Here is a 23233-nt window from a genome sequence, read left to right on the forward strand (position 1 = left end):
GTCGAAAACGATCCGACGCCACGATTGAACGCGAGGCGCGGTGTCGAGCGAGAGTGAGAACGAAACGGCGAGGCCGGCGAGGCCGGGCCTCGTAATCACTCGAACGAGCCGATGCGTTTCAGATTGCTGAAGTTCATCCAGATGAAGAACGCACGGCCCACGATGTTGGCATCGGGCACGAAACCCCAATAGCGGCTGTCGGCGCTGTTATCGCGGTTGTCGCCCATCATGAAGTAATGTCCGGGCGGCACCTTGCAGATGACGCCGCGGCTGTTGTAGGTGCAGTTGTCGCGATACGGGAAGTCCTCGGCGCCGATGACGAAAGGCGGCACTGCCGGATTGTTCAGAATCGCGTTCTTGCGCGAGCCGAACGACTCTTCGAACCGCTTGGCGTAACCGATGCGCTCTTCATCGAAATAATCGGGCAGCGGCGTCTCGGGCACCGGCTGGCCGTTGATCGTGAGTTTCTTGTCCTGGTAGGCGACGACGTCGCCGGGCAGGCCGATCGCGCGCTTGATGTAGTCGACCGACTCGTCCTTCGGATAGCGGAACACTACGACATCGCCGCGTGCGAGCGGCCGCCCCGCCGTGATCTTCGTATTGACGATCGGCAGCCGCAGACCGTACTCGTATTTATTGACGAGAATGAAATCGCCGACGAGCAGCGTCGGCACCATCGAACCCGATGGAATCTTGAACGGCTCGACGACGAACGAGCGCACGAGGAACACGACGAGGATCACCGGGAAAAAGCTTGCCGTGTATTCGAGCCACCAGGGCTGGCGCAGCTTTTCTTCGCGCAGCCGCGCACGGGTTTGCGGAGCGTTTTCGTCGGCGAAGCGTTCGCCGACGCGGGCTTGCTGGCGATCGAACTCGGCTACCGCGGCATCGGCCGCGCGCCGCCGCTGCGGCAGAAAGATCAGTTTGTCGGCAACCCAGGCCACGCCAGTCAAAATGACCAGCACAAAAAGAATCAGTGCAAAATTCATGAAAGTCGGGATCCTTTGTTATTTGTCTTCCACGCGCAAGATTGCGAGAAAAGCCTCCTGCGGGATCTCGACCGACCCGACCTGCTTCATTCGCTTCTTGCCTTCTTTTTGCTTTTCGAGGAGCTTCTTCTTGCGCGTGATGTCGCCGCCGTAACACTTCGCGAGCACGTTCTTGCGCAATGCCTTGATATTTTCGCGCGCAACGATATGCGCGCCAATGGCCGCCTGAATGGCCACATCGTACATTTGACGCGGAATGATCTCGCGCATCTTGGCCGCCACTTCGCGCCCGCGATACTGCGACTGCGAGCGGTGCACGATCACCGAAAGCGCATCGACCTTGTCGCCGTTGATCAGCATGTCGACCTTGACGACATCGGACGCGCGATACTCCTTGAATTCGTAATCCATCGACGCGTAGCCGCGCGAGACGGATTTCAGGCGATCGAAGAAGTCGAGCACGATCTCGGCCATCGGAATTTCGTAGGTGAGCTGCACCTGCCGGCCGTGATACTGCATGTTGATCTGCGAGCCGCGCTTTTGCGTGCACAACGTGATGACCGAGCCGACATAGTCCTGCGGCATATAGAGGTTCACCGTGACGATGGGCTCGCGAATCTCTTCGACTTTCGACGGGTCGGGCATCTTCGCGGGATTTTCGACCATCATCGTCGTACCGTCGCGCTGCACGACTTCATAGACGACCGTCGGGGCGGTCGTGATGAGATCCATGTCGAATTCGCGCTCGAGGCGCTCCTGCACGATCTCCATATGGAGCAGGCCGAGAAAGCCGCAGCGAAAACCGAAGCCGAGCGCTTGCGAAACCTCGGGCTCGTATTGCAACGATGCGTTGTTGAGCTTGAGCTTTTCGAGCGATTCGCGCAGCGCGTCGTACTGGTTCGCTTCGACGGGGTAAAGCCCGGCGAAGACCTGTGGCTTGACTTCCTTGAACCCAGGCAGCGGCGCAGGTGCCGGCTTCGCCGCGAGCGTGACCGTATCGCCGACCTTCGCGGCCGTCAGTTCCTTGATCCCCGCGATGATGAAACCGACCTGCCCGGCCGAAAGCGATTCGAGGTTCTTCGACTTGGGCGTGAACACACCGATGTGTTCGACCGGAAATTGCGCATCGGTCGCCATCAGCTTGATCTTGTCCTTCGGGCGCAACATGCCGTTGACGATGCGCACGAGCATGACGACGCCGACATAGTTGTCGAACCATGAATCGATGATGAGGGCTTGCAACGGCGCGGACGGGTCGCCCTTCGGGGCCGGCACTTTCGCGATGAGGGCCTCGAGCACGTCTTCGACACCGAGCCCCGTCTTGGCACTGCAACGCACCGCATCGGTCGCATCGATGCCGATCACGTCCTCGATTTCGGCAATCGCGTTCTCGGGGTTGGCCGCCGGCAAGTCGATCTTGTTGAGCACGGGCACGACTTCGACGCCGAGTTCGATCGCGGTGTAGCAATTCGCGACGGTCTGGGCCTCGACGCCCTGGCTCGCGTCGACGACGAGCAGTGCGCCCTCGCAAGCGGACAGCGAGCGGCTCACCTCGTAGGAAAAGTCGACGTGGCCCGGCGTGTCGATCAGATTCAGGTTATAGACCTTGCCGTCGCGCGCGCGATAGCTGAGCGCCGCGGTCTGAGCCTTGATGGTGATGCCGCGCTCGCGTTCGAGGTCCATCGAATCGAGCACTTGCGATTCCATTTCACGGTCGGACAAGCCGCCGCAGATTTGGATGATGCGATCGGCGAGCGTCGACTTGCCATGGTCGATGTGCGCAATGATCGAGAAATTACGAATATGATCCATTCAGTGCCGATCAAGCAAAAAAGGCGCGCTCGGACAACCGCGGAGCACGCCTCGTAAGTACGTGAAAAACCGGGCTATTTTAGCTGAAATGGCCGTCCGACGGGGGATTTCGGCGACAAGCATGGCACAAACGCTGCTGGGCGCGCGTGCCGTGCCCGCGCCGATGCTCATCGTGGAGTACGCGTTGCGGCGAGCGCCGTGCGCACCCGTGCCGCATCGAGCCGGTGATGGCAAAGCTCGACGCCGTCATGCACGAGCACCGGCACCAGTACGTCATAGCGCGCTTCGAGTCCGGGATCGCTGTCGATATCGATCACGTCGACCTGCGCGCCGAACTCGGCGGCAAGCGGTGCAAGGGCCGCGAGCATGTCGTCGCACAGATGACACCAGGCCCGTCCATACAGCGTCAGCCGCGGGCCGCCCGTCACTTCGGAGCCGGCGCCGAGCGAGGGCGCATCGGCACGAACTGCGTGTTGTCCCCGCGCCGCACGAGCACGGCTACCGTCTTTTGCGGATCGAGATGCGCCACGGCCTGATCGAAATCTTTCGCCGTCGCGATGTCCGTATCGCCGATGCGCAAGATGATGTCGCCTTTTTGCAGTCCGACGCGCGCGGCCGGGCCTTCGACGCTCTGCACTTCCACGCCGCCGTTATGCAGCTTGAGCGTCTTTTGCTGATCGGCTGGCAGGTCGGCCACCGTGACGCCAAGCAGGTTGCGCGGCCGCGCTTTCGGCGGCGGCGCGCGACGCTCCGTGGTTTTGACCGTTTTATCGGTGGGCGTCTCGGCGACCACGACGGGCAGCTCGGTCGTGTGGCCCTTGCGCCAGATCGTGACCGTCGACTTGGTGCCGGGCTTCGTATCGCCGACCATGCGCGGCAGGTCGGTTTCCGCCTCGACGGGTACGCCGTTGAACTTGAGGATGATGTCGCCGGGCTGGATGCCCGCCTTGTCCGCCGGCCCGCCCGGCTCGACGCTGCTCACCAGCGCGCCGCCCGCCTTCGGCAGCCCGAGCGAATCGGCGACATCCTTCGTGACCTGGCCGATGGCCACCGCGATACGTCCGCGCACCACCTTGCCCGTTGTCTTGAGCTGTTCCGCCACACGCATCGCTTCGTCGATCGGAATCGCGAACGAGATGCCCATGAAGCCGCCGGTTCGGCTATAGATCTGCGAATTGATACCGATCACCTGCCCCTGCATGTCGATGAGCGGGCCACCCGAGTTGCCGGGATTGACCGCAACGTCGGTCTGGATGAACGGCAGGTAGTCGCCCGTGTCGCGTCCCTTTGCGCTGACGATGCCGGCCGTCACCGTGTTGTCGAGGCCGAACGGCGAGCCGATCGCGACGACCCACTCTCCGACGCGGACCTTGTTCGAATCCCCGATCGTCACCGTCGGCAGGTTCGCGGCGCTGATTTTCACGACGGCCACGTCCGTCCGGTCGTCGGCGCCGATCAGCTTGGCTTTGAACTCGCGCTTGTCCGTCAGCGTGACGTAGATGGTGTCCGCGTCGTCCACGACGTGTGCGTTCGTCATCACGTAGCCGTCGGCCGACAGAATGAAGCCCGAACCCACGCCCGCGCTTTGTTCGGAATCGCCGTTGTCGGAGCCGTCCTGGCCACCGCCGTTGTCGCCCCGGTCGCCCCGGTCGCGCGGTGCGTTGGGTGCGTTCGGCGTATTGGGCAACGGAATGCCGAAGAAGCGCCGGAAGAACTCGGACATGTCGCCTTCGTCGGCGCCGGGGGGCAGCGCCCGCTGAGTCGGCGAACTCGACACGCGCGCGGTCGTGCGGATATTGACGACGGCCGGTCCGACCTTGTCGACGAGATCCGTGAAATCGGGCAGATTGGCCGCCGGCGAGGCCGCTGCCGCAGGCGAAATGAGCGGCAGGCACGCGAGCATCGCCGCGGCCGCGAGAAAGTTGCGCACCGAATGAATCGTCATAAAGGGATCGACCGAAGTGTTACTTGCCCGGGTATTTTATGGCAGAGGCAAAGAGCTGCAGTGTGCCTTGCGGAACCTCGCCGAGCAAGGTGATCCAGTAATCCCCGTGCCGCGTGACGAGCACATGCGTCGCGCCGCTCGCGCCGGCTCCCTCCTTGCGCGAGCTTTTCTCGACGGGTTCGACGAAAACGGACACCGTCGCGAGGCCATCCGAAAACACTGCCTGATCGACCGGAATCGGCGGCGCGCCGGCTTCGCGGGCCGCCATCGGCCGCCGCAACTCGCGAATCTTACGAAAACCCGGTACTTCGGGACCGAACCGCCAGCCTTGCGCCTCCATATCGACGGGCTGCAACGGGGGGCGAACGAGCGTCCAGCCCGCCGTATTACGGATGCCCGCCGCAATCGGCGCCTTGTTGACCGGTACGCCGATGCGCAACTGCGTGAACGATATCTGCTCGAGGACCTGCGCGCTCGCGTCGAGCGTCTGGGCCCGCAGCAAAAGCCCCGTCTTCGCATCGGTCCAGAACTTGTAGGTAAAGCGATAGGCGTCTTTGGGGTCGAGCTCGATCACTTGCGCATCGATGCCGGCAACTCGATCGGGGCCCAGCAGCTTCGGCTCGTAAGTCGCCAGCACCTGCTGCCCGCTTTCGCTCAGCAAAGCCGGGAACGAATCCTTGTTCTGGCGCTGTTCGAGGATGCAAAGATGGCGTTCCGGGACGAACGTGTAGAGGCTGTCGTCATGGCGCAGAAGTTTGCGCGGCTTGCCGTCGAGGCTTTCGAGCGACTCGAACTCGCCGTCGCCGCGCGTCGCATAGTGCGCGATACGCGAAGACTGGACGAACGTGCCGCGCTGATAAACGAACACGCCCTCGTAATTTTCCTGCTGCGCCGCGCGCGGAATCCTGTCGAGCCAGGCCGCGGCGCGCTCGTGGACGGCGGCTGCGGTGGCGGAGTCGGAGGCTGGGGCCGTCCCGGTCTGCGCGAATGCCCCTGGCGCCACCGGCAACAACACAGCCACGGAAAACAATGCGACGCGCCGCCGCGCCGAGGCGGCAAGACGCCCTGCTCGCGAGGTCGGCATCAGTTTATTGACCTTGCGTCGTCATCGCGGCGGCGCGAATGAACGGAGCCGAACCCGGCACCATCGGCTGCTGCGCGAACTGCTGGTGCGCCTCGAGGTATTGGTCGAGCCCTGCATCGCGAATGATGTTGCCGTCGGAGCCGGCCGGGCCGCCCGCAGCGGCCACTTGAAGCGCGGCATCGTGGCGGGCAGGCTGAGCGGCCATCTGTACTGCGGCGTGCGGGGCATCCGCGCGCTGCAGCTGAGGCAGCACGATCCAGCTCAGCGTCGCTGCAGCGGCGGCCACGGCGAGCCCCGGAATCACGCGCCGCTTCACTGCCCGCAGCGCCGATGCACGCGCGCCAACCGCGGCGGGTGCCAGCACATGCGGTTCGGCTTCGAGCCGGACCGCGAAACCGCGCAAAAAGTTGCTGCTCGCGACCGGATGCACAGCCAGGTCGTCCGAGCGCAACGCATCACCGATGAGGTGGTACTCGGACCACGCGGCGCGCTCGGCGCCGCTCAGCTCCGCAAGAAATTCGCCGATATGCCCGGGCCCACCAGCCCATTCACCATCCACAACGGCAGATAGATGCTCGCTGCGCGAGCCCACTTGCGATTGCATCGAGACCGACCCCATGACGCTCCCCATCTCACGAACACCCCGTAATCTACCTACCCATGTCCGCCGCCACGCCAGTACTTCAAGCGCCGCCGGTTCTACCAGCGCCTTCCTTCCGGCGTATCCAGCAACGGACGCAATTTTGCCGCAATCGCCTCGCGTGCGCGAAAAATACGCGAACGCACGGTGCCGATCGGGCACCCCATCATTTCGGCGATTTCCTCGTAACTCAAGCCTTCGATCTCGCGCAGTGTAATCGCCACGCGCAATTCCTCCGGCAGCAGCGCCATCGCGGCGTTGACCGTCTGGGCGATCTGCTTGCTCATCAACATCGACTCGGGCGTGTTGATATCCCTTAGTTGATCGGCGTCCGAGAAAGTTTCAGCCTCTTCCGCGTCAGCTTCGGTCGAAGTGGGGGCACGCCGGCTTTGCGTCGCCAGATAGTTCTTGGCCGTGTTCACCGCGATGCGGTACAGCCAGGTATAGAAGGCCGACTCGCCGCGGAATTGCGGCAAGGCACGATAGGCCTTGATGAACGCGTCCTGAGCGACATCCTCGACCTCGGCGGGATCGCGCACGAGGCGCGAGATCAGCCGAATGATCTTGCGATGGTATTTGGCGACCAGGAGTTCGAACGCGGCTTTATCGCCCTTTTGCACGCGCTCGACCAGCACCTGGTCAATTTCTTTTTCGCTCACTGAATGGGTCCGTTTGCCTGGAAAGATGCGCTTCGCGGGAGCGCTATTGTAGCGTCCCCATCAACGCGGCATGCCGCATCTGTAACGGCCGTTACTGTCTTTACAGATGGTGATGCGCGGCGTTGCGCGCCCGCACGGCCAGCGAGCGGAACGTCTCGGCATCGAGCGAATCCGCTGCGACGACGAGGGATGCCGCCCGGATTCGCCCCTCCGGCCGGATGGCGACGACGAGCAGGCGGTTCGCCCACTGAGTGCAGCCCACGATGGGGCCACGCACAAGAGTATGCCCCCGGCGATCGTAGGCGGCGATCGAGTCGGACTCGATACCGAGCGCGACGACCCGCCCCCACAGCTGCGCACGCGCCACGAGCATCAGCGCGGCGTAGCACGCCAGGGATAGTACGAGCCCGGCCGCGGCGCCCGCGAGCGGTGCCAGCATCGCATAAAGGCCGAACGCGGCGACCGAGGCGAACCCGAGCGTTGCCGCGAGGAGTGCAGACGAACGCCGCAGCGCAACAACCGCTGACGGCGAATACGCCGCCAGCGTAGCGCGACTATCGGCCAATGGCTCGCCGATCGCTTACACCCGCTTGAACACGAGCGTACCGTTGGTGCCGCCGAACCCGAACGAGTTCTTCAGCGCCACGTCGATCTTCGCATCGCGCGCCGTATTGGCGCAGTAATCGAGATCGCACTCGGGGTCCTGGTTGAAGAGATTGATCGTCGGCGGCGACACCTGATGATGCACGGCGAGCGCCGTGAAGACCGACTCGAGACCGCCCGAGCCGCCGAGCAGATGGCCCGTCATCGACTTCGTCGAATTGACGATCACGCGCTTGGCCTGCTCGCCGAGCGCCCGCTTGATACCGGTCGTTTCGGCGATATCGCCGAGCGGCGTGGACGTGCCGTGCGCGTTGACGTAGTTGACTTCGTCGGCATTGACGCCGGCATTGCGCAGCGCGGCCTGCATACAGCGGCGCGCGCCGTCGCCGTCTTCGAGCGGCGCCGTCATGTGATAAGCGTCCGCACTCATCCCGTAGCCGGCGACTTCCGCATAGATCTTCGCCCCGCGCGCCTTCGCGTGCTCGTACTCCTCGAGCACCATGACACCGGCGCCTTCACCGAGCACGAAACCGTCGCGATCCTTGTCCCACGGACGGCTCGCCGTAGCGGGATCGTCGTTGCGCTGCGAGAGCGCACGCGCGGCCGCAAAGCCGCCGATGCCGAGCGGAGAGACCGTCGCTTCCGCGCCGCCCGCCAGCATGATGTCGGCATCGCCGTACTCGATGAGGCGCGAAGCCTCGCCGATGCAGTGCAGGCCTGTCGTGCAGGCGGTGACGAGCGCGAGGTTCGGGCCCTTCAGGCCGAACCTCATCGACAGATGCCCCGAGATCATATTGATGATCGAAGCCGGCACGAAGAACGGCGAAATACGCCGCGGGCCGCGATTGAGCAGCTCCGTCTGCGTGACTTCGATCAGCGGCAACCCGCCGATGCCCGAACCGACGACGACGCCGAAACGCTCGGCGTTCGCCTCCGTCACCTCGAGGCCGCTGTCTTGCATCGCCTGAACCCCGGCCGCCATGCCGTAATGGATGAACGTATCCATATGGCGGGCCTCTTTGGCCGGCATGTAGTCTTCGACGTTGAAACCCTTCACTTCGCCGGCGAAGCGGGTCGAGAAGTTCGCAGCGTCGAACTTCGTGATGGTGGCGATGCCGGACTTGCCGGCCACCAGATTGGCCCACCCGTCGGCGACATTATTGCCAACAGGCGACACCAGCCCCAGGCCAGTAACGACAACACGACGGCGGCTCACGATAACCCCTTTTTCATAAATGACAAAAGCAAAAGCCACAGCGGCCACAGGGACCTGCCCCTGTGAGCCCTGTGGCTATGAATTCGGCACCCGCTTAGGCATCTGATGCGACTCGCGCGTCGGACGCGGGCAGTGCGGGAAGTATGCGACAGGCCTTAGGCCTTGACGTTGGCGCGCGCGTAATCGATCGCTTGTTGGACCGTCGTGATCTTTTCCGCTTCCTCGTCGGGAATTTCCATGCCGAATTCGTCTTCGAGTGCCATGACGAGTTCGACCGTGTCGAGCGAGTCCGCGCCGAGGTCATTCACGAACGAGGCTTCGTTCTTGATTTCGGCTTCCGCGACGCCCAGTTGTTCGGCGACGATCTTCTTGACGCGCTGTTCGATGTTGTCCATTACCCCTCCGAGGGAAAAAAGTTCAAAAATCCAAGTGCGCGCATTTTATCAGGTTTGCTCTGGCAAAAAAGCGCGCGCAAGACTAGCCGATGGGCCGCGCCGAAGGCGCCTTTTAGAGTCGGAGCCACCAAGGCGCGGATGGTACCTGAATTCGGTTACGACATATACATGCCGCCATTGACGTGCAGCGTCGTGCCCGTGATGTAGCCCGCGAACGGCGAGGCCAGGAACGCCACCGCATGGGCGATGTCTTCGGGGCTGCCGAGCCGTCCGAGCGGAATCTGGGTCTTGAGCGCCGTTTGCTGCTCCTCGGGCAGCACCTTCGTCATGTCGGTGTCGATGAAGCCCGGCGCCACGCAGTTGACCGTGATGCCGCGGCTGCCGATCTCGCGCGCGAGCGCACGCGTCATGCCCGCCACGCCGGCCTTGGCCGCCGCATAGTTCACCTGTCCGGGATTGCCCGCCGAGCCGACCACCGAGGTGATATTGATGATGCGACCGCCACGCGCCTTCATCATCGGTCGCAATACCGCGCGCGACAACCGAAAGACGGCTTTCAGGTTCGTGTCGATCACGGCGTCCCACTCGTCGTCCTTCATCCGCATGGCCAGTTGGTCCTGCGTGATGCCTGCATTGTTGACGAGCACGTTCAGCGCACCGAATTCCTTGACCGTGGCATCGATGAGCGCATCGACCGCCGCCGCGTCGCGCACATCCAATACCGCACCGCGCCCGGCGACGCCCGCAGCCGCAAATGCTTCGTCGATGCCCTTCGCACCGGCTTCGCTCGTGGCGGTGCCGATTACCGTGGCGCCTTGCCGCGCGAGCTCCAGCGCAATGGCGCGCCCGATGCCGCGCGAGGCGCCCGTGACGAGGGCGGTCTGTTTGTCGAGTGCTTTTTCCATGTTCTATCCGAGTAATCCGCCCGCATCGGCGCTCGGCTCATGCCGCGCCCGGACGTTGGATCTGTATCGCAAAAATGGGTGAACGGTACGCGCCGCTCGCCCGCGGGGCAGCCCCGCCCCGTCCCTGCCGCCGCTTAACCGGCGACGAGCTTGAGCGTCTCTTCGAGCGAGGCCGGATCGACGATTGCGCCGCCGACGAGGTTGCCATCGATGCGCTTCGTCAGGCCGGCCAGCACTTTGCCGGGGCCGCATTCGATGACGTGCGTCGCGCCCGCCTTGGCGATCGCCTGCACGCATTCGACCCAGCGGACGGGTCCGGCCGCCTGGCGCACGAGCGCATCCTTGATCGCGGCAGGCTCCATGGCCGTGGCGACATCGACATTGTTCATGACGGGGATTTGCGGAACGCTCACTTCCACGCTGGCGAGGTACTCGCGCAGCCGATCGGAAGCGGGCTTGAGCAACGACGAGTGAAACGGCGCGGACACCGGCAATGGCAATGCGCGTTTTGCGCCCTTCGCTTTGGCCAGCTCACAGGCTTTTTCGATGGCGGCCTTGTGACCGGCGATCACGACCTGTGCCGGTGCATTGAAGTTCACGGCCTCCACGACGCCTGCGCTTTGCGCGGCCGCTTCGGCACAGACCGCGCGAACCGTGTCGTCATCGAGACCGAGAATGGCCGCCATGCCGCCGATCCCGACGGGCACCGCCGTTTGCATTGCCTGCGCGCGAAAGCGCACGAGCGGAACGGCATCGCGAAAGGCGAGCGCGCCGGCGGCGACGAGCGCCGTGTACTCGCCGAGACTATGGCCCGCCACGATTGCCGGAACCGCCCCCCCGGCGTCGCGCCAGGCGCGATAGATCGCATAGGCGGCGCTCAGCATGACGGGCTGGGTATTCGTCGTCAGATTCAATTCATCCGCCGGGCCGTCGGCGATCAGCTTGCCGAGGTCCTGCCCAAGCGCGTCGGACGCTTCCTGGAGCGTCTCACGCACGACCGCGCGATCGGCGAACGCGTTCAACATGCCGACAGCTTGAGAACCTTGTCCCGGAAAAACAAACGCAAATTTCATATCGTCCCCAGTTGCCGAGGTCATAAGGGATACGCGCGCGGCATGGCAGAGCGCGCCAGAGGCTTGGTTCGAGCGCCGCAGCCGAATACCGCGGCACCCCCCTGCATCAGTAGCGGATAACGGACGCGCCCCAGGTAAAGCCGCCGCCGACGCCTTCGATCAGAACGGTCTGACCGCGCTTGATGCGCCCGTCGCGCACGGCGAGGTCGAGCGCGAGTGGAATCGATGCGGCGGAGGTATTGCCGTGCTCGCCGACGGTCACGACCATGCGTTCCAGCGGCAGACGCAGCTTGCGGCACGTGCTGGTCATGATACGGATATTGGCCTGGTGCGGAATTAGCCAATCGACCTGGTCGGGCGACAGATGCGCCTTCTCGAGCGCCTCCACGGCAACTTTTTCGAGCACATGCACGGCGAGCTTGAATACGGCTTGACCATCCATATGGAGAAAGGCGTTACCCGCCACGGCGCCGCCGTTGACATGCCCCGGGACGCAGAGGATGTCCGCGTGGCTGCCGTCGGCATGCAACGCGCTGGCGAGCACACCGGGCTCTTCCGATGCGGACAGAATCACGGCACCGGCGCCATCGCCGAACAGCACGCAGGTGGTGCGGTCGTCGAAGTCCAGAATGCGCGAAAACGTCTCGGCACCGACCACGAGCGCCGTGCGATGCTGACCGCTGCGGATGAGTGCGTCGACGGTGGCAAGCGCATACGCGAAACCGGAGCAGACGGCCTGGATGTCGAACGCGGCGCCGTTGTTCTTGATTTGCAGCTTGTTTTGCAACAAGCACGCGGTGCTCGGAAAAACGAAATCGGGCGTGGATGTGGCCACGACGATGAGGTCGATCGACTGCGGATCGATATCGGCCGCTTCGATGGCGCGCAGCGATGCCGCGAGGGCGAGATCGCTAGTCGTTTGATCGGGCGCGGCGAAGTGGCGCGCGTGGATGCCCGTGCGCGCGACGATCCATTCGTCGCTGGTCTCCACACCATGCTCGGCGAGACGCTCCGCCAGGTCCTGATTCGTGACGCGGTTGGCCGGCAGATAACTGCCGGTGCCGAGCACGCGGGAATAGATTGTCGATTGGGCCATTATGCTTTCGAAGATACCGCAGCGTAGGGCTCGGCCGAGCGGCCTGGAGCATTCGCGGAGCCGGCGCCGCCCGCATCGCGCGCGGCCTGCTCGAGCGGGTAGGCGTTTTCTTCCATCGCGCGCGCTAGGCGTTCGAGGACGCCATTTTTGACGGCATCATACCCCCGTTTGATAGCCCACTCAAACGCGTAGGCATCCGCCGAACCGTGGCTCTTGATCACGAGACCGCGTAGACCGAGCAACGCCGCACCGTTGTACTGCCGATGATCGACACGCTTTTTGAAACGCAGCAGCACCGGCAGCGCGAGCAACGCCATCAATTTCGTGAGCAGCGAGCGGCCAAATTCTTCGCGAATGATTTCGGATAGCATCTGGGCGAGACCCTCCGACGTCTTCAGCGCGACATTGCCGACGAAACCGTCGCAGACGATCACGTCGGTCGTGCCCTTGTAGATATCGTTGCCTTCGACGTTGCCGTAGAAGTTGAGCGTGCTCGCCCGCAGCAGTTCGCCCGCGCGCTTGATCGTTTCGTTGCCCTTGATCACCTCTTCGCCGATATTGAGCAGCCCGATCGTCGGCCGCTCCTTGCCTTCGAGCGCCGAGACGAGCGCGTGTCCCATTTCGGCGAACTGCAGCAGGTGCTGCGGCTCGCAATCGACGTTCGCGCCGAGGTCCAGCATCATCGTGTAGCCATGCGGGTTGGGCAGCGCCGACGCGATCGCCGGCCGCTCGATGCCCGCGAGCGTCTTCAGCACGTAACGCGACACAGCCATCAGCGCGCCCGTGTTGCCGGCCGACACGCAGGCCTGCGCCGCCTCCTCTTTCACGAGGTTGAGCGCGACGCGCATCGACGAATCTTTCTTTTTGCGCAGCGCGACTTCGACGGGATCGTCCATGGCGACGACTTCCGATGCCGCGACGACGGACAGGGCGTCGAGATCCTGTGCTTTGAGCTTCTTCAGTTGAGCGCGGATCGGGGCTTCGAGGCCGACGAGCACGAGGTGGGCGTCGGCATGCGAGCGAACGAAGCTGACGGCAGCGGGAACGGTCACGGACGGGCCGTGATCGCCACCCATGCAATCGATCGTGAGCTTTATGGTCATTGACTGCGGCGAATTTCAGGCGCGGTGCATGAAACTGGAGTCGGCACGCAAAGCGCGCGCATTCCAGTCGACGCAAAAAAGCGGCAGTTGAATGCCGCCTTTTCGTTGAACCGGGAAAATGTCAGACAAGCGGTCCGACAAGCCGCCGGCCACGCGATGCGCGACCGAGCCGGACAAGCATCGCACCGATCGCGATTAGTCGTTTTTCGTCTTGACGACTTTCTTGCCGCGGTAGTAGCCATTCGGGCTGACGTGGTGACGCAGATGCACCTCGCCCGTGCTCGGTTCGACGGCGAGCGGCGCTGCATTCAGGAAATCGTGCGAGCGGTGCATGCCGCGCTTCGACGGCGACTTCTTGTTTTGCTGAACTGCCATGGTAACTCCTAAAAATTTTCGGGATTCTAACACAGCGCAACAGGCGCAATGCCACTGGCCATCAGGCCGGGCCCTCGCGTGCTGCCGCGCGTTCCACTCATGCGCCGCACGGTACGGTCAGTGCGTATTGCCGCCCGTACCGCCGTCGCGCTTCAATGCTTCGAGCGCCGCAAACGGATTCGGCTTGCCGCCTTCACCGTCTTTGCCACCCTCGCCTTCATCCGACGATTGCTCGCCCGCCTCGCCCGCCAATTCCCCGCCGGCTCCGGAGCTCAAGCTCTCGTGTACCTGCGGACATACGTCGTGCTTGGGAACGAGCGGCAACGACAACAACAGTTCCTCTTCGATCAAATCGACGAGATCGAACTGGCGCGAGCCAACGATCACGTCGAGTTCATCGTCATCGAGCGGATAAGCCTCGGCCTCTTCCTCCGTCTCGACGAGCCGATAAGTGGCATCGACATCGAACGACTGCTCGTACGGCGCGAGGCAACGCTGACATTCGAGCCAGGCCGAACCGTGCACCGCCAGCCGCAAATACGGCTGTGGGGCCTCGCTGCCGTCGTCCTGCAGTTCCGGTTGCGTCGAACCCTCGGCTTGCCAGGTGAACGACGCCTCCCGCTCGCGGGCATCGGCCGGCACCTCGTTCGACAACCGCGGCAATTGCGATATCCGCAAACCGCCGGCGGCCTGCCGCCCGCTTCGCGCGAATTCGAATACGTCGAGCGCGCGCGGATCCACGACGCCGCCTGCACCGCCTGATTTACCAGCCTGCTGAGTCATGAACACGCTCCTCGGCCGAAGGCGCGAACTGGCCGTGAAAAGCCAGCTAGAATAATGCTTTTGCCGTTTCCCGTCAAATACTTAACAGGTCACCCCGGATGTCGATTCGATCCGCCCAGCTGCCGCGCCTCATTCTCGCTTCGAGCTCGCCCTATCGCCGCGCGCTGCTCGAGCGGCTGCGCATCCCGTTCGAGGTGGCCGCGCCGTCACTCGACGAAACGCCTCATCCCGGAGAAGCACCGGCCGCCACGGCGCTGCGGCTCGCCGAGGCCAAGGCCCGCGCCGTCGCCGCACGCGCAGCCGATACCCCTGACTCGCCGGGGGCGGCCGGCATGCTCGTCATCGGCTCCGATCAGGTCGCCACGTTCGACGGACGCCAGATCGGCAAGCCCGGCGGCCACGAGGCTGCGCTCGCTCAATTGAAAGAGATGCGTGGGCGCACCGTCGAATTCCATAGTGCGCTCACGCTGTTCGACGCCGCGCGCGACATCGTCCAGATCGAGGACGTCGTCACGCGCGTACGCTTTCGCGACTTGCCGCAAGAGGAGCTCGAGGCCTACTTGCTTGCCGAGACGCCATACGATGTCGCCGGCAGCGCGAAAGCCGAAGGGCTCGGCATCGCGCTCGTCGACGCCATCGACTCCGACGACCCGACTGCGCTCGTCGGCCTGCCGCTGATCGCACTCACCCGCATGCTGCGAACCGCCGGCTATCCGCTTTTCGGCACCGCGCGAGGTGTGCAATGAGCGGCACCCTCTATTTGATTCCGAACGCATTGGGCGACGGCGACGCCACCGCGCTCGCGACCGTCCTTCCGGCCAGTGTCATTGCGCGCACCGCGCAACTGCGCTACTTCATCGGAGAAAACGCGAAAACGACGCGCGCGTTTCTGAAGCGCGTCGGTACCGAACGCCCGATACAGGAAATCGAGATTCGCGAGCTGAACGTCAACACGCCGGCCGTCGGCATCGAGCAATTGCTCGGCCCCGTGCTCGCGGGTGCCGACGCGGGCCTCGTCTCGGAGGCGGGGTGTCCCGCCGTCGCGGACCCGGGGGCGCTGCTGGTGCGCCGCGCGCACGAGCGCGGCATCAAGGTCGTACCGCTCGTCGGACCGAGTTCGATCCTGCTTGCGCTGATGGCATCGGGCCTCGACGGTCAGCGTTTCGCCTTTCACGGATACCTGCCGGTCGATGCCGGCGAACGAACGCGCAAGCTGCGCGAGCTCGAAGCGCACTCGCGCAAGGCCAGGGAAACGCAGATATTCATCGAGACGCCGTACCGCAATCGCGCGCTGCTCGAGGCGATACTGGCCGGCTGCGCGCCGTCGACGCTCGTCGCCGTTGCCGTCGACCTGACGCTCGAGACCGAAACGATCGTGAGCCGGCCCGTGTCGGCCTGGAAAAAGGCCGGTGCGCCCGAACTGCACAAGCGGCCCGCCATCTTTCTGCTGCTCGCGACCTGAACCGGCCGCGAGCAAGGCGGCGCTATCAGCGCAGCGATACGCCGGCACCCGCCAGCGCGTGCACGGCTGCGGCACCGAAGGCGGTGCCGAACTTGCGGGCGATCCGATCGGAAATGCTCTCCTTCACCGTGTAATCGACGACGCGCGGCGCCTTGATGACGTCGCGCGCGACGTAACCCGTATCGCCAATGCCGTCCGCCAGGCCCAGCTCGACGCTCTTTTCGCCGGTCCAAAAGAGCCCCGAGAACAGATCGGGCGTCTCGTGCAACCGCTTGCCACGGCCTTCGCGCACGGCCTCGATGAACTGCCGGTGGATCGCGTCGAGCATCACTTGCGCGTGCTCGTTCATGGCGGGCGTTTCGGGCGAGAACGGATCGAAAAAGCCCTTGTTGGCACCCGACGTATGCAGGCGCCGCTGGATGCCCAGCTTGTCCATCAACCCTGTAAAGCCGAAACCGTCCATCAACACGCCGATCGAGCCGACGATACTTGCACGGTCGACGTAGATCTTGTCCGCGGCCGCGGCGATGTAATAACCACCCGATGCGCACATGTCCCCCACGACGACATAAAGCGGGATCGACGGGTATTTCGACCGCAGACGGCGAATTTCGCGGTTGATCATGCCCGCTTGCACGGGCGAGCCGCCGGGACTGTTGATCTGGAGCACGACACCTGCCGTGTCCGTGTCTTCGAAGGCCCGGCGCAACGACGTGGCGACGTCTTCGGCGTTGGCGTTCTTGTCCGAGGCGATCTCGCCGTCGATCCTGACGAGCGCGGTGTGGCGGCCGGCCACCGCGACCTTTTCGCCCGGCACGTAGAACAACGCGAATGCGATGAGCGCCAGCACGAACAGGAACGCGAAGCGGAAAAAGATCCGCCAGCGCCGCGCGGCCCGCTGCTCTCGAACGGCGGCGAGCGCCACGCGCTCGAGAACGGCGCGCTCCCAGTTGGGCTCGCGCGAAGGCGGCGTCTGCGGCGCGGGTGCGGCGCCGGAGGGGCGATCGGCGTTCTCGCCGGATTCAGGAGTCAAATTGTCGGTCATGCTCGATGATGAATCGCCGCAGAGGAAAGGAAGTGAATGAGGGCGGGAACCGATGCCCGGCCCCGCTTTGTACCCTACTCGGGAGCAGGACGAAGCGATTCGTCCGGAAGCCAGAATACCGCCCGGCCATCGGGCGTTTCGCGCTCTTCGACCGTCACGGGCCGCAAGCGGCCGCCGCGGCACGGCCCGCCGACGCAGCGCCCGCTATCCGGCGCATAGATGGCGCCATGGGTGGCGCACATCAAGTATAAGCCTGACGATTCGAAGAACTGGCCCTCGACCCAGTCGAGCTCCATCGGTACGTGCGCGCACTGATTCAGGTATCCGTAGACGGCCTCGCCGTAGCGCACGAAAAAAACCACAGCGTCCTGCCCGTCGTAGCGCGCCGCAACGCGCACGCCCGCCCCGCCATCGACGAGCGCGCCGGAGGCGCACACGCGCACCGCGTCGGGGCCCTCGGCCCGACCGCCCTGCGGCCGAGCGTCGCTCATGCGTGCTCCCTGAGCCAAGCGGCCAGCGTCGCCACGCTGTCGGCCACGAACCGCGGCGCGAGCGCCTCGAGCGCATCGGCCCGATGCGCGCCGTAAGCCACGCCGATGCCTGCCGTTCCGGCGTTTTGCGCCATCTGCAGATCGTGCGTCGTATCGCCGATCATGACCGTGCGGGCGAGATCCTGCCCCAATTCGCGCGTCAGCTCATGCAGCATGGCCGGGTGCGGCTTCGAGAAGGTCTCGTCCGCGCAACGCGTGCCGTCGAACATCCGCCAGAGGCCCGCGCCGTCGAGCGCGCGATTCAGCCCGACCCGGCTCTTGCCGGTGGCCACCGCGAGCAGATAGCCCGCATCGCGCAACTCTTCCAGCAACTCGCGCACCCCATCGAAAAGCGCGATCTGCGCGTCTTTGAGCAGGAAGTGATAGCGGTAGCGCTCAGCTAGACGCGGATACCCGCTCGGGTCGAGCGTCGGCGCCGCAATTTGCAGCGCGTCGCGCAACCCGAGTCCGATCACGTAGCTCGCCGCCTCGTCGGCCGGCACGGGCAGCCCGAGATCGCGGCATGCCGCCTGGATGCTGCGCGTGATGTGCGCGGTGGAATCCATCAGCGTGCCGTCCCAATCGAAAACGATCAGGTCAAAGAGTTCTCGGGCCATCGGCTCGCGCCTCGTCGGTCGATTCGTTCAGTTGATCCAGAAAACGCCGGCATTGCGCGGGCAATGGCGCTTCGAACGTCAGCGGCTCGCCTGTGACCGGATGCAGGAGACTCAAGCGGTGTGCGTGCAAAAACATGCGTTTGAGCCCCGGCCGGGCGTCCGCGCGCGCCAGCGCCTTGTTCAGCGCAAAATCGCCGTACTTCGCATCGCCGACGATCGGCAAGCCGAGATGCGCGAGATGCACGCGAATCTGGTGGGTGCGCCCCGTTTTCAGCTCCGCTTCGACGAGCACATAGCCGGGCCACCGCTCGACGAGATTGAACACGGTATGTGACGCAAGCCCATCCGGATCGACACGCACGCGACGCTCGCCGTCGGCCGTCAGGTATTTCGTGAGCGCAGCCTTGACCGCGCGCCGCTGCCCCCAATCCGGCGCCCATTCGCCGTGCGCGCAGGCGTAATAGCGCTTGTCCATGCGGTTCTCGCGAATCTGTTCGTGCAAGCCGACGAGCGCGACACGCTTTTTCGCGAGCATCAGCACGCCCGAGGTTTCGCGATCGAGCCGATGCACGAGTTCGAGAAACTTGCCGAGCGGCCGCGCCTCGCGCATTTGTTCGATGACGCCGAACGCGACGCCGCTGCCCCCGTGCACCGCCACGCCGGCCGGTTTGTCGATGACGAGCAGGTATTCGTCTTCGAACAGCACCGGAAACTCGGCGGCCGGCGCCGCCGGTACGAATGCGGCCGCCTCGCTCAGCGCGACGCGAATCGGGGGCACGCGGACGAGATCGCCCGTGACGAGACGATATTTCGCGTCGACACGCCCCTTGTTGACCCGCACTTCCCCGCTGCGCAGGATCCGGTAAATGTGACTTTTCGGCACCCCTTTGCAGACTTTCAGCAAAAAATTGTCGATCCGCTGGCCGGCAACGCCGTCATCCACCTGTATGATCGAGACTTGGTCGCTCGCGACCAATTTCTGGGATATTTTGCCTAACTCATTCATTCTGAATATAATTTGCCCCAGCAGCCTGCGGCTGCCGGCGTGTTGGCCGGCGAATCCGGCGAGCTGCGCGGGGGCGAAGCGAGAAGCTGCTATTTTACTTGCTTGGCGGTACCCCAGGGCGCGTTGCTTGCCCTTTCAAAAGTAGCAACGAGTTGCACGCACGGAATTGGCGAGCGGCAAGGACGGCGCCCGCAGGCGCGTTCGGTCGCAGCCGGTTCCGACGGTAACGGAAGGTTGGTAAAAAAGAATTCATCAGGCGAGCCTCGGTATCGGACGATGTCGTAGGTCACGAGGCTCCCGATTGCGAAAACTACGGCGAGCGCCCGCAAGCGTTCCGCGACGAGCGGAGCTTTTGGCGACGTCAATATTGGCGAGACATCCCGCGCGGCTGTCGAGCGTCATACGGGCTTCGTGCCGCGTCGCTGACGACGCGGCACCGCTCCGGCCGGCAGGCGTGCGCCGCACGTCACGAGCCGCGGCACGCGAGGCACTGCGACGCAAAGCGCGCCCTGTGCATCGCCGTTATTTGAAGCCGTGTTCGCATGCGCCCGGCGGTTCGCGGCCCATTGGACCCGCAGCGAACCCCATCCAGGCAATTCTCCCCGCCATCGTTCCTGCTCCAGCGTGCTTGTGACAACAAAACGAAGACGCGGCGCGCCTTCGCGAATGCGGTCGCGGCTCCATGCCTCGCCCGCCCTCGCCGGCCAAGCCGCTCTGGAGCCGTTCAATGAAACGCATGCTGTTCAATGCGACGCAGCAGGAAGAACTGCGCGTCGCCATCGTCGATGGGCAAAAGCTCATCGATATCGATATCGAGACCGCCGGGCGCGAACAGCGCAAAGGCAACATCTACAAAGGCATCGTCACCCGTATCGAGCCGTCGCTCGAAGCCTGCTTCGTCAACTACGGCGAAGACCGCCACGGCTTCCTGCCGTTCAAGGAGGTCGCCCGTCAGTACTTCCGCGACGGCGTGGAAATGCGCTCGGCGCGCATCCAGGATGCCCTGCGCGAAGGTCAGGAGTTGATCGTCCAGGTCGAAAAGGAAGAGCGCGGCAACAAGGGCGCGGCCCTGACCACGTTCATTTCGCTGGCCGGCCGCTATCTGGTCCTCATGCCGAACAATCCTCGCGGCGGCGGCGTGTCGCGCCGAATCGAGGGCGACGATCGCCAGGAACTGCGCGAAACGATGGCGCAGTTGCAACTGCCCGACGGCATGAGCATCATCGCGCGCACGGCCGGCATCGGCCGTAGCGCCGAAGAGCTGCAATGGGATCTGAACTATCTGATGCAGCTGTGGCGCGCGATCGAAGCCGCCTCGCAAAGCGGCCAGACCGGCCAGCCCATGCTGATCTACCTCGAATCGAGCCTCGTCATCCGCGCGATTCGCGACTACTTCCAGCCCGATATCGGCGAAATACTGATCGATACGACCGAAATCCACGATCAGGCCCGCGCCTTCATGGATATCGTCATGCCGGACAACGTCGGCAAGGTGAAGCGCTACCACGACGACGTTCCGCTCTTCTCGCGTTTTCAGATCGAGCACCAGATCGAAACGGCGTACTCGCGCACGGTGCCGCTGCCCTCGGGCGGCGCGATCGTGATCGACCACACCGAGGCGCTCGTCGCCATCGACGTCAACTCGGCGCGTGCCACCAAGGGCGCGGACATCGAGGAGACGGCCACGCGCACGAACCTCGAAGCGGCCGACGAAGTGGCCCGGCAGTTGCGTCTGCGCGATCTGGGCGGCCTCATCGTCATCGATTTCATCGACATGGAATCGGCCAAGAGCCAACGCGAAGTCGAACAGCGGCTCAAGGATGCCCTCAAGCACGACCGCGCCCGTGTGCAAATGGGCAAGATTTCGCGCTTCGGCCTCATGGAGCTGTCCCGCCAGCGCCTGCGCCCGGCGCTGTCCGAGGGTAGCCACGTCACCTGCCCGCGTTGCAACGGCACCGGCCACATCCGCGATACCGAATCGTCGGCTCTTCAGGTGCTGCGCATCATCCAGGAAGAGGCGATGAAGGAAAACACCGCGGCGATTCATTGCCAGGTGCCAGTGGAGGTCACGGCGTTTCTGCTCAACGAGAAGCGTCAGGAAATCAACAAGATCGAATCGCGCTTCAAGGTCAACGTCGTCCTCATTCCGAACAAGCATCTCGATACGCCGCATTACAAGCTCGAGCGCCTGCGCCATGACGACGCCCGCCTCGACGATCCGCGCGCTTCATGGAAAATGGCCGAAGAAGCCGCGCGCGAGCTCGAATCGGAGACCGGTTACAGCAAGCGCAGCGAAGACCTCAAGCCCAAACAGGAAGCGGCTGTCAAAGGCATTACGCCCGAGAAGCCGGCGCCGAGCGCGCCCACCCGTCCGGTACCTGTCGCGCAGCCCGTCATCGCACCCGTGCGCACAGGCGGCGGCGGATTCTTCGGCTGGCTCAAGGGACTATTCGGCGCTGCGCCGGCTGCTCCGGCGCCCGCCACCCCCGAACCCGTGCAACAGCCGAAGCCGGCGCGCGAGCGCAGCGAGCGTAGCGGCGGCGAGCGTGGCCGGAATAACCGTCGTGGCGGCGCGGGAGGCCGAGACGGCGCAGCACGCGCCGAAGGGACAGGCGCGCGCCAGCAAGCCGCGGGGCAACGCCGCGACGAGCAGTCGCCGCCGCGCGAACCGCGCGAGCCGCGCGAAGGTCGCGGTCAACGCGAGCAACGCGAAGGCCGGGAAGGTCGGGAGGCCCGCGATGGCCGCGAGCGAGCGCAGGAGCGTACCGAACAAGGTGCCGAAACGACCGCGCGCGCCGAACGGCAAGAACGCGGCGAGCGCCGGGAGAAGCCCGAACGCGGCGAACGGCCGGAACGCGGCGAACGGCCGGAACGCGGCGAGCGCCGCAAACCGCTGACCGAAATCGCACCCGAGACGGTCCTGCGTCCCGAAGCGCCTGTCGTCGAAGCCGGAGCTTCAGCCGCGGCTACGGCGGGAGGACTCGTCGCTGCCGCCGAGCAGGATGCCGGTGCCGCCCGTGAAGGAGAAGAGCGTCGTCGCCGCCGTCGCGGCCGCCGCGGCGGGCGTCGCGAGCGCGAAGAGGATGGCGTGAACGTCACGCATGCGGCCGACGTCGCCGAAGCCGAGGGCGCCGTGGCCGAAGTCGCACCGCAAGCGCCGGCTACCGCTCGTGCCGAGCCGGCCGCCGTAACTCACGCGGGCGATGCCGTCGTCACCCCCGTGCCGATGCAAGCAGCACCCGTCGCAACGCCGCTGCCGGAGACCGAAGCCCCCGCGGCGCCTGTCGAGGCACGCGAGCCGACGCGGGCCATCCCCGCCGAGGCGCCGACTGCCGCCGCCGAGCCAGCGCCCGAGGTCGTACCGCACGCCGAGCCGCTGCCGGCCGCAGCCGAAGCTGCGCTCGAGCGCATTCCCGTCGAAGCCACCCCTGCGGCCCTCGGCGCGGTCGAGCAACCCGCAGCTGCCCCGGCCGAACCGGTGTCGGCGGTGTCAGGCGGCGCGCTGTCCGATCCGAACGTCGCAGCGAAGCTCGCGCCGACGCACGCCGAACCGGCAACCGAAACGCCCGCGGCAGCCGCTCAGCCGACTGCCGTGGCCGAAGAACCGGCACAGCAACAGGCAGCGGTCGAAACGACATCCGCGGCCGCGCCCGCCAAGCGGGCAAACGGTCTATCGGTGGGCGACTTGCAGCCGATGCTCGAATCGGCCGGCCTCGTCTGGGTCAGCACCGACGCCGAAAAACTGCGCAGCGCGCAGGAGGCGGCCGCGCGCATTGCTCCGCCCGCTCGAGCGCCGCGCGAGCGCAAGCCCCTGCCGCCCGTCGACACCGCCCCGATGCAGCAGATCGAAACGCGCAAATCCGAGTAATCCGAATCCGGTTGTTGTCCGGCCGCG

General features: G+C 64.8%; 23 protein-coding genes. 3 read left to right on the forward strand and 20 right to left on the reverse strand.

Annotated elements, in window-relative coordinates; all coding sequences use genetic code 11:
• Positions 1-95: 95 nt before the first annotated feature.
• The 16 genes from lepB to ACR9ZC_RS21435 form a co-directional block, all read right to left on the reverse strand.
• Complete coding sequence (lepB, locus tag ACR9ZC_RS21360; RefSeq protein WP_440562997.1) at positions 96-989, reverse strand: signal peptidase I; 894 nt, start codon at positions 987-989, stop codon at positions 96-98.
• Between the two features lie 18 nt (positions 990-1007).
• A complete protein-coding gene (gene lepA / locus ACR9ZC_RS21365; RefSeq protein WP_481581840.1) occupies positions 1008-2801 on the reverse strand; it encodes a translation elongation factor 4 in 1794 nt (597 codons plus the stop codon).
• A 167-nt stretch (positions 2802-2968) separates the two neighbouring features.
• Complete coding sequence (locus tag ACR9ZC_RS21370) at positions 2969-3229, reverse strand: glutaredoxin family protein (protein WP_331573989.1); 261 nt, start codon at positions 3227-3229, stop codon at positions 2969-2971.
• Complete coding sequence (locus ACR9ZC_RS21375; protein ID WP_481581841.1) at positions 3226-4746, reverse strand: DegQ family serine endoprotease; 1521 nt, start codon at positions 4744-4746, stop codon at positions 3226-3228. The genes ACR9ZC_RS21370 and ACR9ZC_RS21375 overlap by 4 nt, the downstream gene beginning before the upstream one ends.
• Before the next feature lie 19 nt (positions 4747-4765).
• The gene (locus ACR9ZC_RS21380; RefSeq protein WP_481581842.1) at positions 4766-5830 is read right to left on the reverse strand and encodes a MucB/RseB C-terminal domain-containing protein; all 1065 of its coding nucleotides are present in this window, start codon (positions 5828-5830) and stop codon (positions 4766-4768) included.
• Between the two features lie 4 nt (positions 5831-5834).
• On the reverse strand, positions 5835-6449 hold the full coding sequence (locus ACR9ZC_RS21385) for a sigma-E factor negative regulatory protein (protein ID WP_481581843.1): 615 nt from the start codon (positions 6447-6449) through the stop codon (positions 5835-5837).
• A gap of 80 nt (positions 6450-6529) precedes the next feature.
• Positions 6530-7129, reverse strand: a complete 600-nt coding sequence (gene rpoE / locus ACR9ZC_RS21390) for an RNA polymerase sigma factor RpoE (RefSeq protein WP_173258364.1) — start codon at positions 7127-7129, stop codon at positions 6530-6532.
• 100 nt (positions 7130-7229) lie between these two features.
• Entirely contained in the window at positions 7230-7694 is a 465-nt protein-coding gene (locus ACR9ZC_RS21395; RefSeq protein WP_481581844.1) for a hypothetical protein, read from the reverse strand.
• Positions 7695-7709: 15 nt separating this feature from the next.
• The gene (fabF, locus tag ACR9ZC_RS21400; protein ID WP_331573998.1) at positions 7710-8948 is read right to left on the reverse strand and encodes a beta-ketoacyl-ACP synthase II; all 1239 of its coding nucleotides are present in this window, start codon (positions 8946-8948) and stop codon (positions 7710-7712) included.
• 155 nt (positions 8949-9103) lie between these two features.
• Entirely contained in the window at positions 9104-9343 is a 240-nt protein-coding gene (acpP, locus tag ACR9ZC_RS21405) for an acyl carrier protein (protein WP_004197638.1), read from the reverse strand.
• Positions 9344-9498: 155 nt separating this feature from the next.
• Positions 9499-10248 carry a 3-oxoacyl-ACP reductase FabG gene (gene fabG, locus ACR9ZC_RS21410; protein ID WP_331574000.1) on the reverse strand — a complete coding sequence of 250 codons (750 nt, stop codon included), beginning with the start codon at positions 10246-10248 and terminating at the stop codon, positions 9499-9501.
• A 134-nt stretch (positions 10249-10382) separates the two neighbouring features.
• Positions 10383-11321: an ACP S-malonyltransferase gene (fabD, locus tag ACR9ZC_RS21415; protein WP_481581845.1), complete on the reverse strand. Its 939-nt coding sequence runs from the start codon at positions 11319-11321 to the stop codon at positions 10383-10385.
• Positions 11322-11427: 106 nt separating this feature from the next.
• Positions 11428-12417 (reverse strand): beta-ketoacyl-ACP synthase III, encoded by a 990-nt coding sequence (locus ACR9ZC_RS21420; RefSeq protein WP_440562690.1) that lies wholly within the window; start codon positions 12415-12417, stop codon positions 11428-11430.
• Positions 12417-13520, reverse strand: coding sequence for a phosphate acyltransferase PlsX (gene plsX / locus ACR9ZC_RS21425; protein WP_173258374.1), 1104 nt, complete (start codon positions 13518-13520; stop codon positions 12417-12419). Before plsX ends, ACR9ZC_RS21420 begins: the two co-directional genes overlap by 1 nt.
• Before the next feature lie 195 nt (positions 13521-13715).
• Positions 13716-13895 (reverse strand): 50S ribosomal protein L32, encoded by a 180-nt coding sequence (rpmF, locus tag ACR9ZC_RS21430; RefSeq protein WP_007741736.1) that lies wholly within the window; start codon positions 13893-13895, stop codon positions 13716-13718.
• A 117-nt stretch (positions 13896-14012) separates the two neighbouring features.
• On the reverse strand, positions 14013-14678 hold the full coding sequence (locus tag ACR9ZC_RS21435) for a DUF177 domain-containing protein (RefSeq protein WP_331574006.1): 666 nt from the start codon (positions 14676-14678) through the stop codon (positions 14013-14015).
• Positions 14679-14776: 98 nt separating this feature from the next.
• Between ACR9ZC_RS21435 and ACR9ZC_RS21440 the strand changes: the two genes are divergently transcribed.
• Both ACR9ZC_RS21440 and ACR9ZC_RS21445 read left to right on the forward strand, forming a co-directional pair.
• The gene (locus ACR9ZC_RS21440) at positions 14777-15424 is read left to right on the forward strand and encodes a Maf-like protein (protein ID WP_481581846.1); all 648 of its coding nucleotides are present in this window, start codon (positions 14777-14779) and stop codon (positions 15422-15424) included.
• Positions 15421-16140 carry an SAM-dependent methyltransferase gene (locus ACR9ZC_RS21445; protein WP_481581847.1) on the forward strand — a complete coding sequence of 240 codons (720 nt, stop codon included), beginning with the start codon at positions 15421-15423 and terminating at the stop codon, positions 16138-16140. The genes ACR9ZC_RS21440 and ACR9ZC_RS21445 overlap by 4 nt, the downstream gene beginning before the upstream one ends.
• A gap of 25 nt (positions 16141-16165) precedes the next feature.
• Here ACR9ZC_RS21445 and ACR9ZC_RS21450 read toward each other — a convergent pair whose 3' ends face one another.
• The 4 genes from ACR9ZC_RS21450 to ACR9ZC_RS21465 form a co-directional block, all read right to left on the reverse strand.
• The gene (locus tag ACR9ZC_RS21450) at positions 16166-17185 is read right to left on the reverse strand and encodes a S49 family peptidase (protein ID WP_481581848.1); all 1020 of its coding nucleotides are present in this window, start codon (positions 17183-17185) and stop codon (positions 16166-16168) included.
• 74 nt (positions 17186-17259) lie between these two features.
• Positions 17260-17676, reverse strand: coding sequence for a Rieske (2Fe-2S) protein (locus ACR9ZC_RS21455; RefSeq protein WP_481581849.1), 417 nt, complete (start codon positions 17674-17676; stop codon positions 17260-17262).
• Entirely contained in the window at positions 17673-18332 is a 660-nt protein-coding gene (locus tag ACR9ZC_RS21460) for an HAD-IA family hydrolase (protein ID WP_481581850.1), read from the reverse strand. Before ACR9ZC_RS21460 ends, ACR9ZC_RS21455 begins: the two co-directional genes overlap by 4 nt.
• Entirely contained in the window at positions 18313-19338 is a 1026-nt protein-coding gene (locus tag ACR9ZC_RS21465) for an RluA family pseudouridine synthase (RefSeq protein ID WP_481581851.1), read from the reverse strand. Before ACR9ZC_RS21465 ends, ACR9ZC_RS21460 begins: the two co-directional genes overlap by 20 nt.
• A gap of 727 nt (positions 19339-20065) precedes the next feature.
• Here ACR9ZC_RS21465 and ACR9ZC_RS21470 point away from each other — a divergent pair.
• The gene (locus ACR9ZC_RS21470; RefSeq protein WP_481581852.1) at positions 20066-23206 is read left to right on the forward strand and encodes an Rne/Rng family ribonuclease; all 3141 of its coding nucleotides are present in this window, start codon (positions 20066-20068) and stop codon (positions 23204-23206) included.
• The last annotated feature ends 27 nt before the right edge of the window (positions 23207-23233 follow it).

The organism is Trinickia sp. HAY1-2D (assembly GCF_056754935.1).

Bases quoted from the DNA above. Each gene is read 5' to 3' on its own strand.
- lepB (WP_440562997.1), bottom strand. From the start codon at position 989: ATGAATTTTGCACTGATTCTTTTTGTGCTGGTCATTTTGACTGGCGTG.
- lepA (WP_481581840.1), bottom strand. From the start codon at position 2,801: ATGGATCATATTCGTAATTTCTCGATCATTGCGCACATCGACCATGGC.
- ACR9ZC_RS21375 (WP_481581841.1), bottom strand. From the start codon at position 4,746: ATGACGATTCATTCGGTGCGCAACTTTCTCGCGGCCGCGGCGATGCTC.
- ACR9ZC_RS21380 (WP_481581842.1), bottom strand. From the start codon at position 5,830: ATGCCGACCTCGCGAGCAGGGCGTCTTGCCGCCTCGGCGCGGCGGCGC.
- ACR9ZC_RS21385 (WP_481581843.1), bottom strand. From the start codon at position 6,449: ATGGGGTCGGTCTCGATGCAATCGCAAGTGGGCTCGCGCAGCGAGCAT.
- acpP (WP_004197638.1), bottom strand. From the start codon at position 9,343: ATGGACAACATCGAACAGCGCGTCAAGAAGATCGTCGCCGAACAACTG.
- fabG (WP_331574000.1), bottom strand. From the start codon at position 10,248: ATGGAAAAAGCACTCGACAAACAGACCGCCCTCGTCACGGGCGCCTCG.
- fabD (WP_481581845.1), bottom strand. From the start codon at position 11,321: ATGAAATTTGCGTTTGTTTTTCCGGGACAAGGTTCTCAAGCTGTCGGC.
- ACR9ZC_RS21420 (WP_440562690.1), bottom strand. From the start codon at position 12,417: ATGGCCCAATCGACAATCTATTCCCGCGTGCTCGGCACCGGCAGTTAT.
- plsX (WP_173258374.1), bottom strand. From the start codon at position 13,520: ATGACCATAAAGCTCACGATCGATTGCATGGGTGGCGATCACGGCCCG.
- rpmF (WP_007741736.1), bottom strand. From the start codon at position 13,895: ATGGCAGTTCAGCAAAACAAGAAGTCGCCGTCGAAGCGCGGCATGCAC.
- ACR9ZC_RS21435 (WP_331574006.1), bottom strand. From the start codon at position 14,678: ATGACTCAGCAGGCTGGTAAATCAGGCGGTGCAGGCGGCGTCGTGGAT.
- ACR9ZC_RS21440 (WP_481581846.1), top strand. From the start codon at position 14,777: ATGTCGATTCGATCCGCCCAGCTGCCGCGCCTCATTCTCGCTTCGAGC.
- ACR9ZC_RS21445 (WP_481581847.1), top strand. From the start codon at position 15,421: ATGAGCGGCACCCTCTATTTGATTCCGAACGCATTGGGCGACGGCGAC.
- ACR9ZC_RS21450 (WP_481581848.1), bottom strand. From the start codon at position 17,185: ATGACCGACAATTTGACTCCTGAATCCGGCGAGAACGCCGATCGCCCC.
- ACR9ZC_RS21455 (WP_481581849.1), bottom strand. From the start codon at position 17,676: ATGAGCGACGCTCGGCCGCAGGGCGGTCGGGCCGAGGGCCCCGACGCG.
- ACR9ZC_RS21460 (WP_481581850.1), bottom strand. From the start codon at position 18,332: ATGGCCCGAGAACTCTTTGACCTGATCGTTTTCGATTGGGACGGCACG.
- ACR9ZC_RS21465 (WP_481581851.1), bottom strand. From the start codon at position 19,338: ATGAATGAGTTAGGCAAAATATCCCAGAAATTGGTCGCGAGCGACCAA.
- ACR9ZC_RS21470 (WP_481581852.1), top strand. From the start codon at position 20,066: ATGAAACGCATGCTGTTCAATGCGACGCAGCAGGAAGAACTGCGCGTC.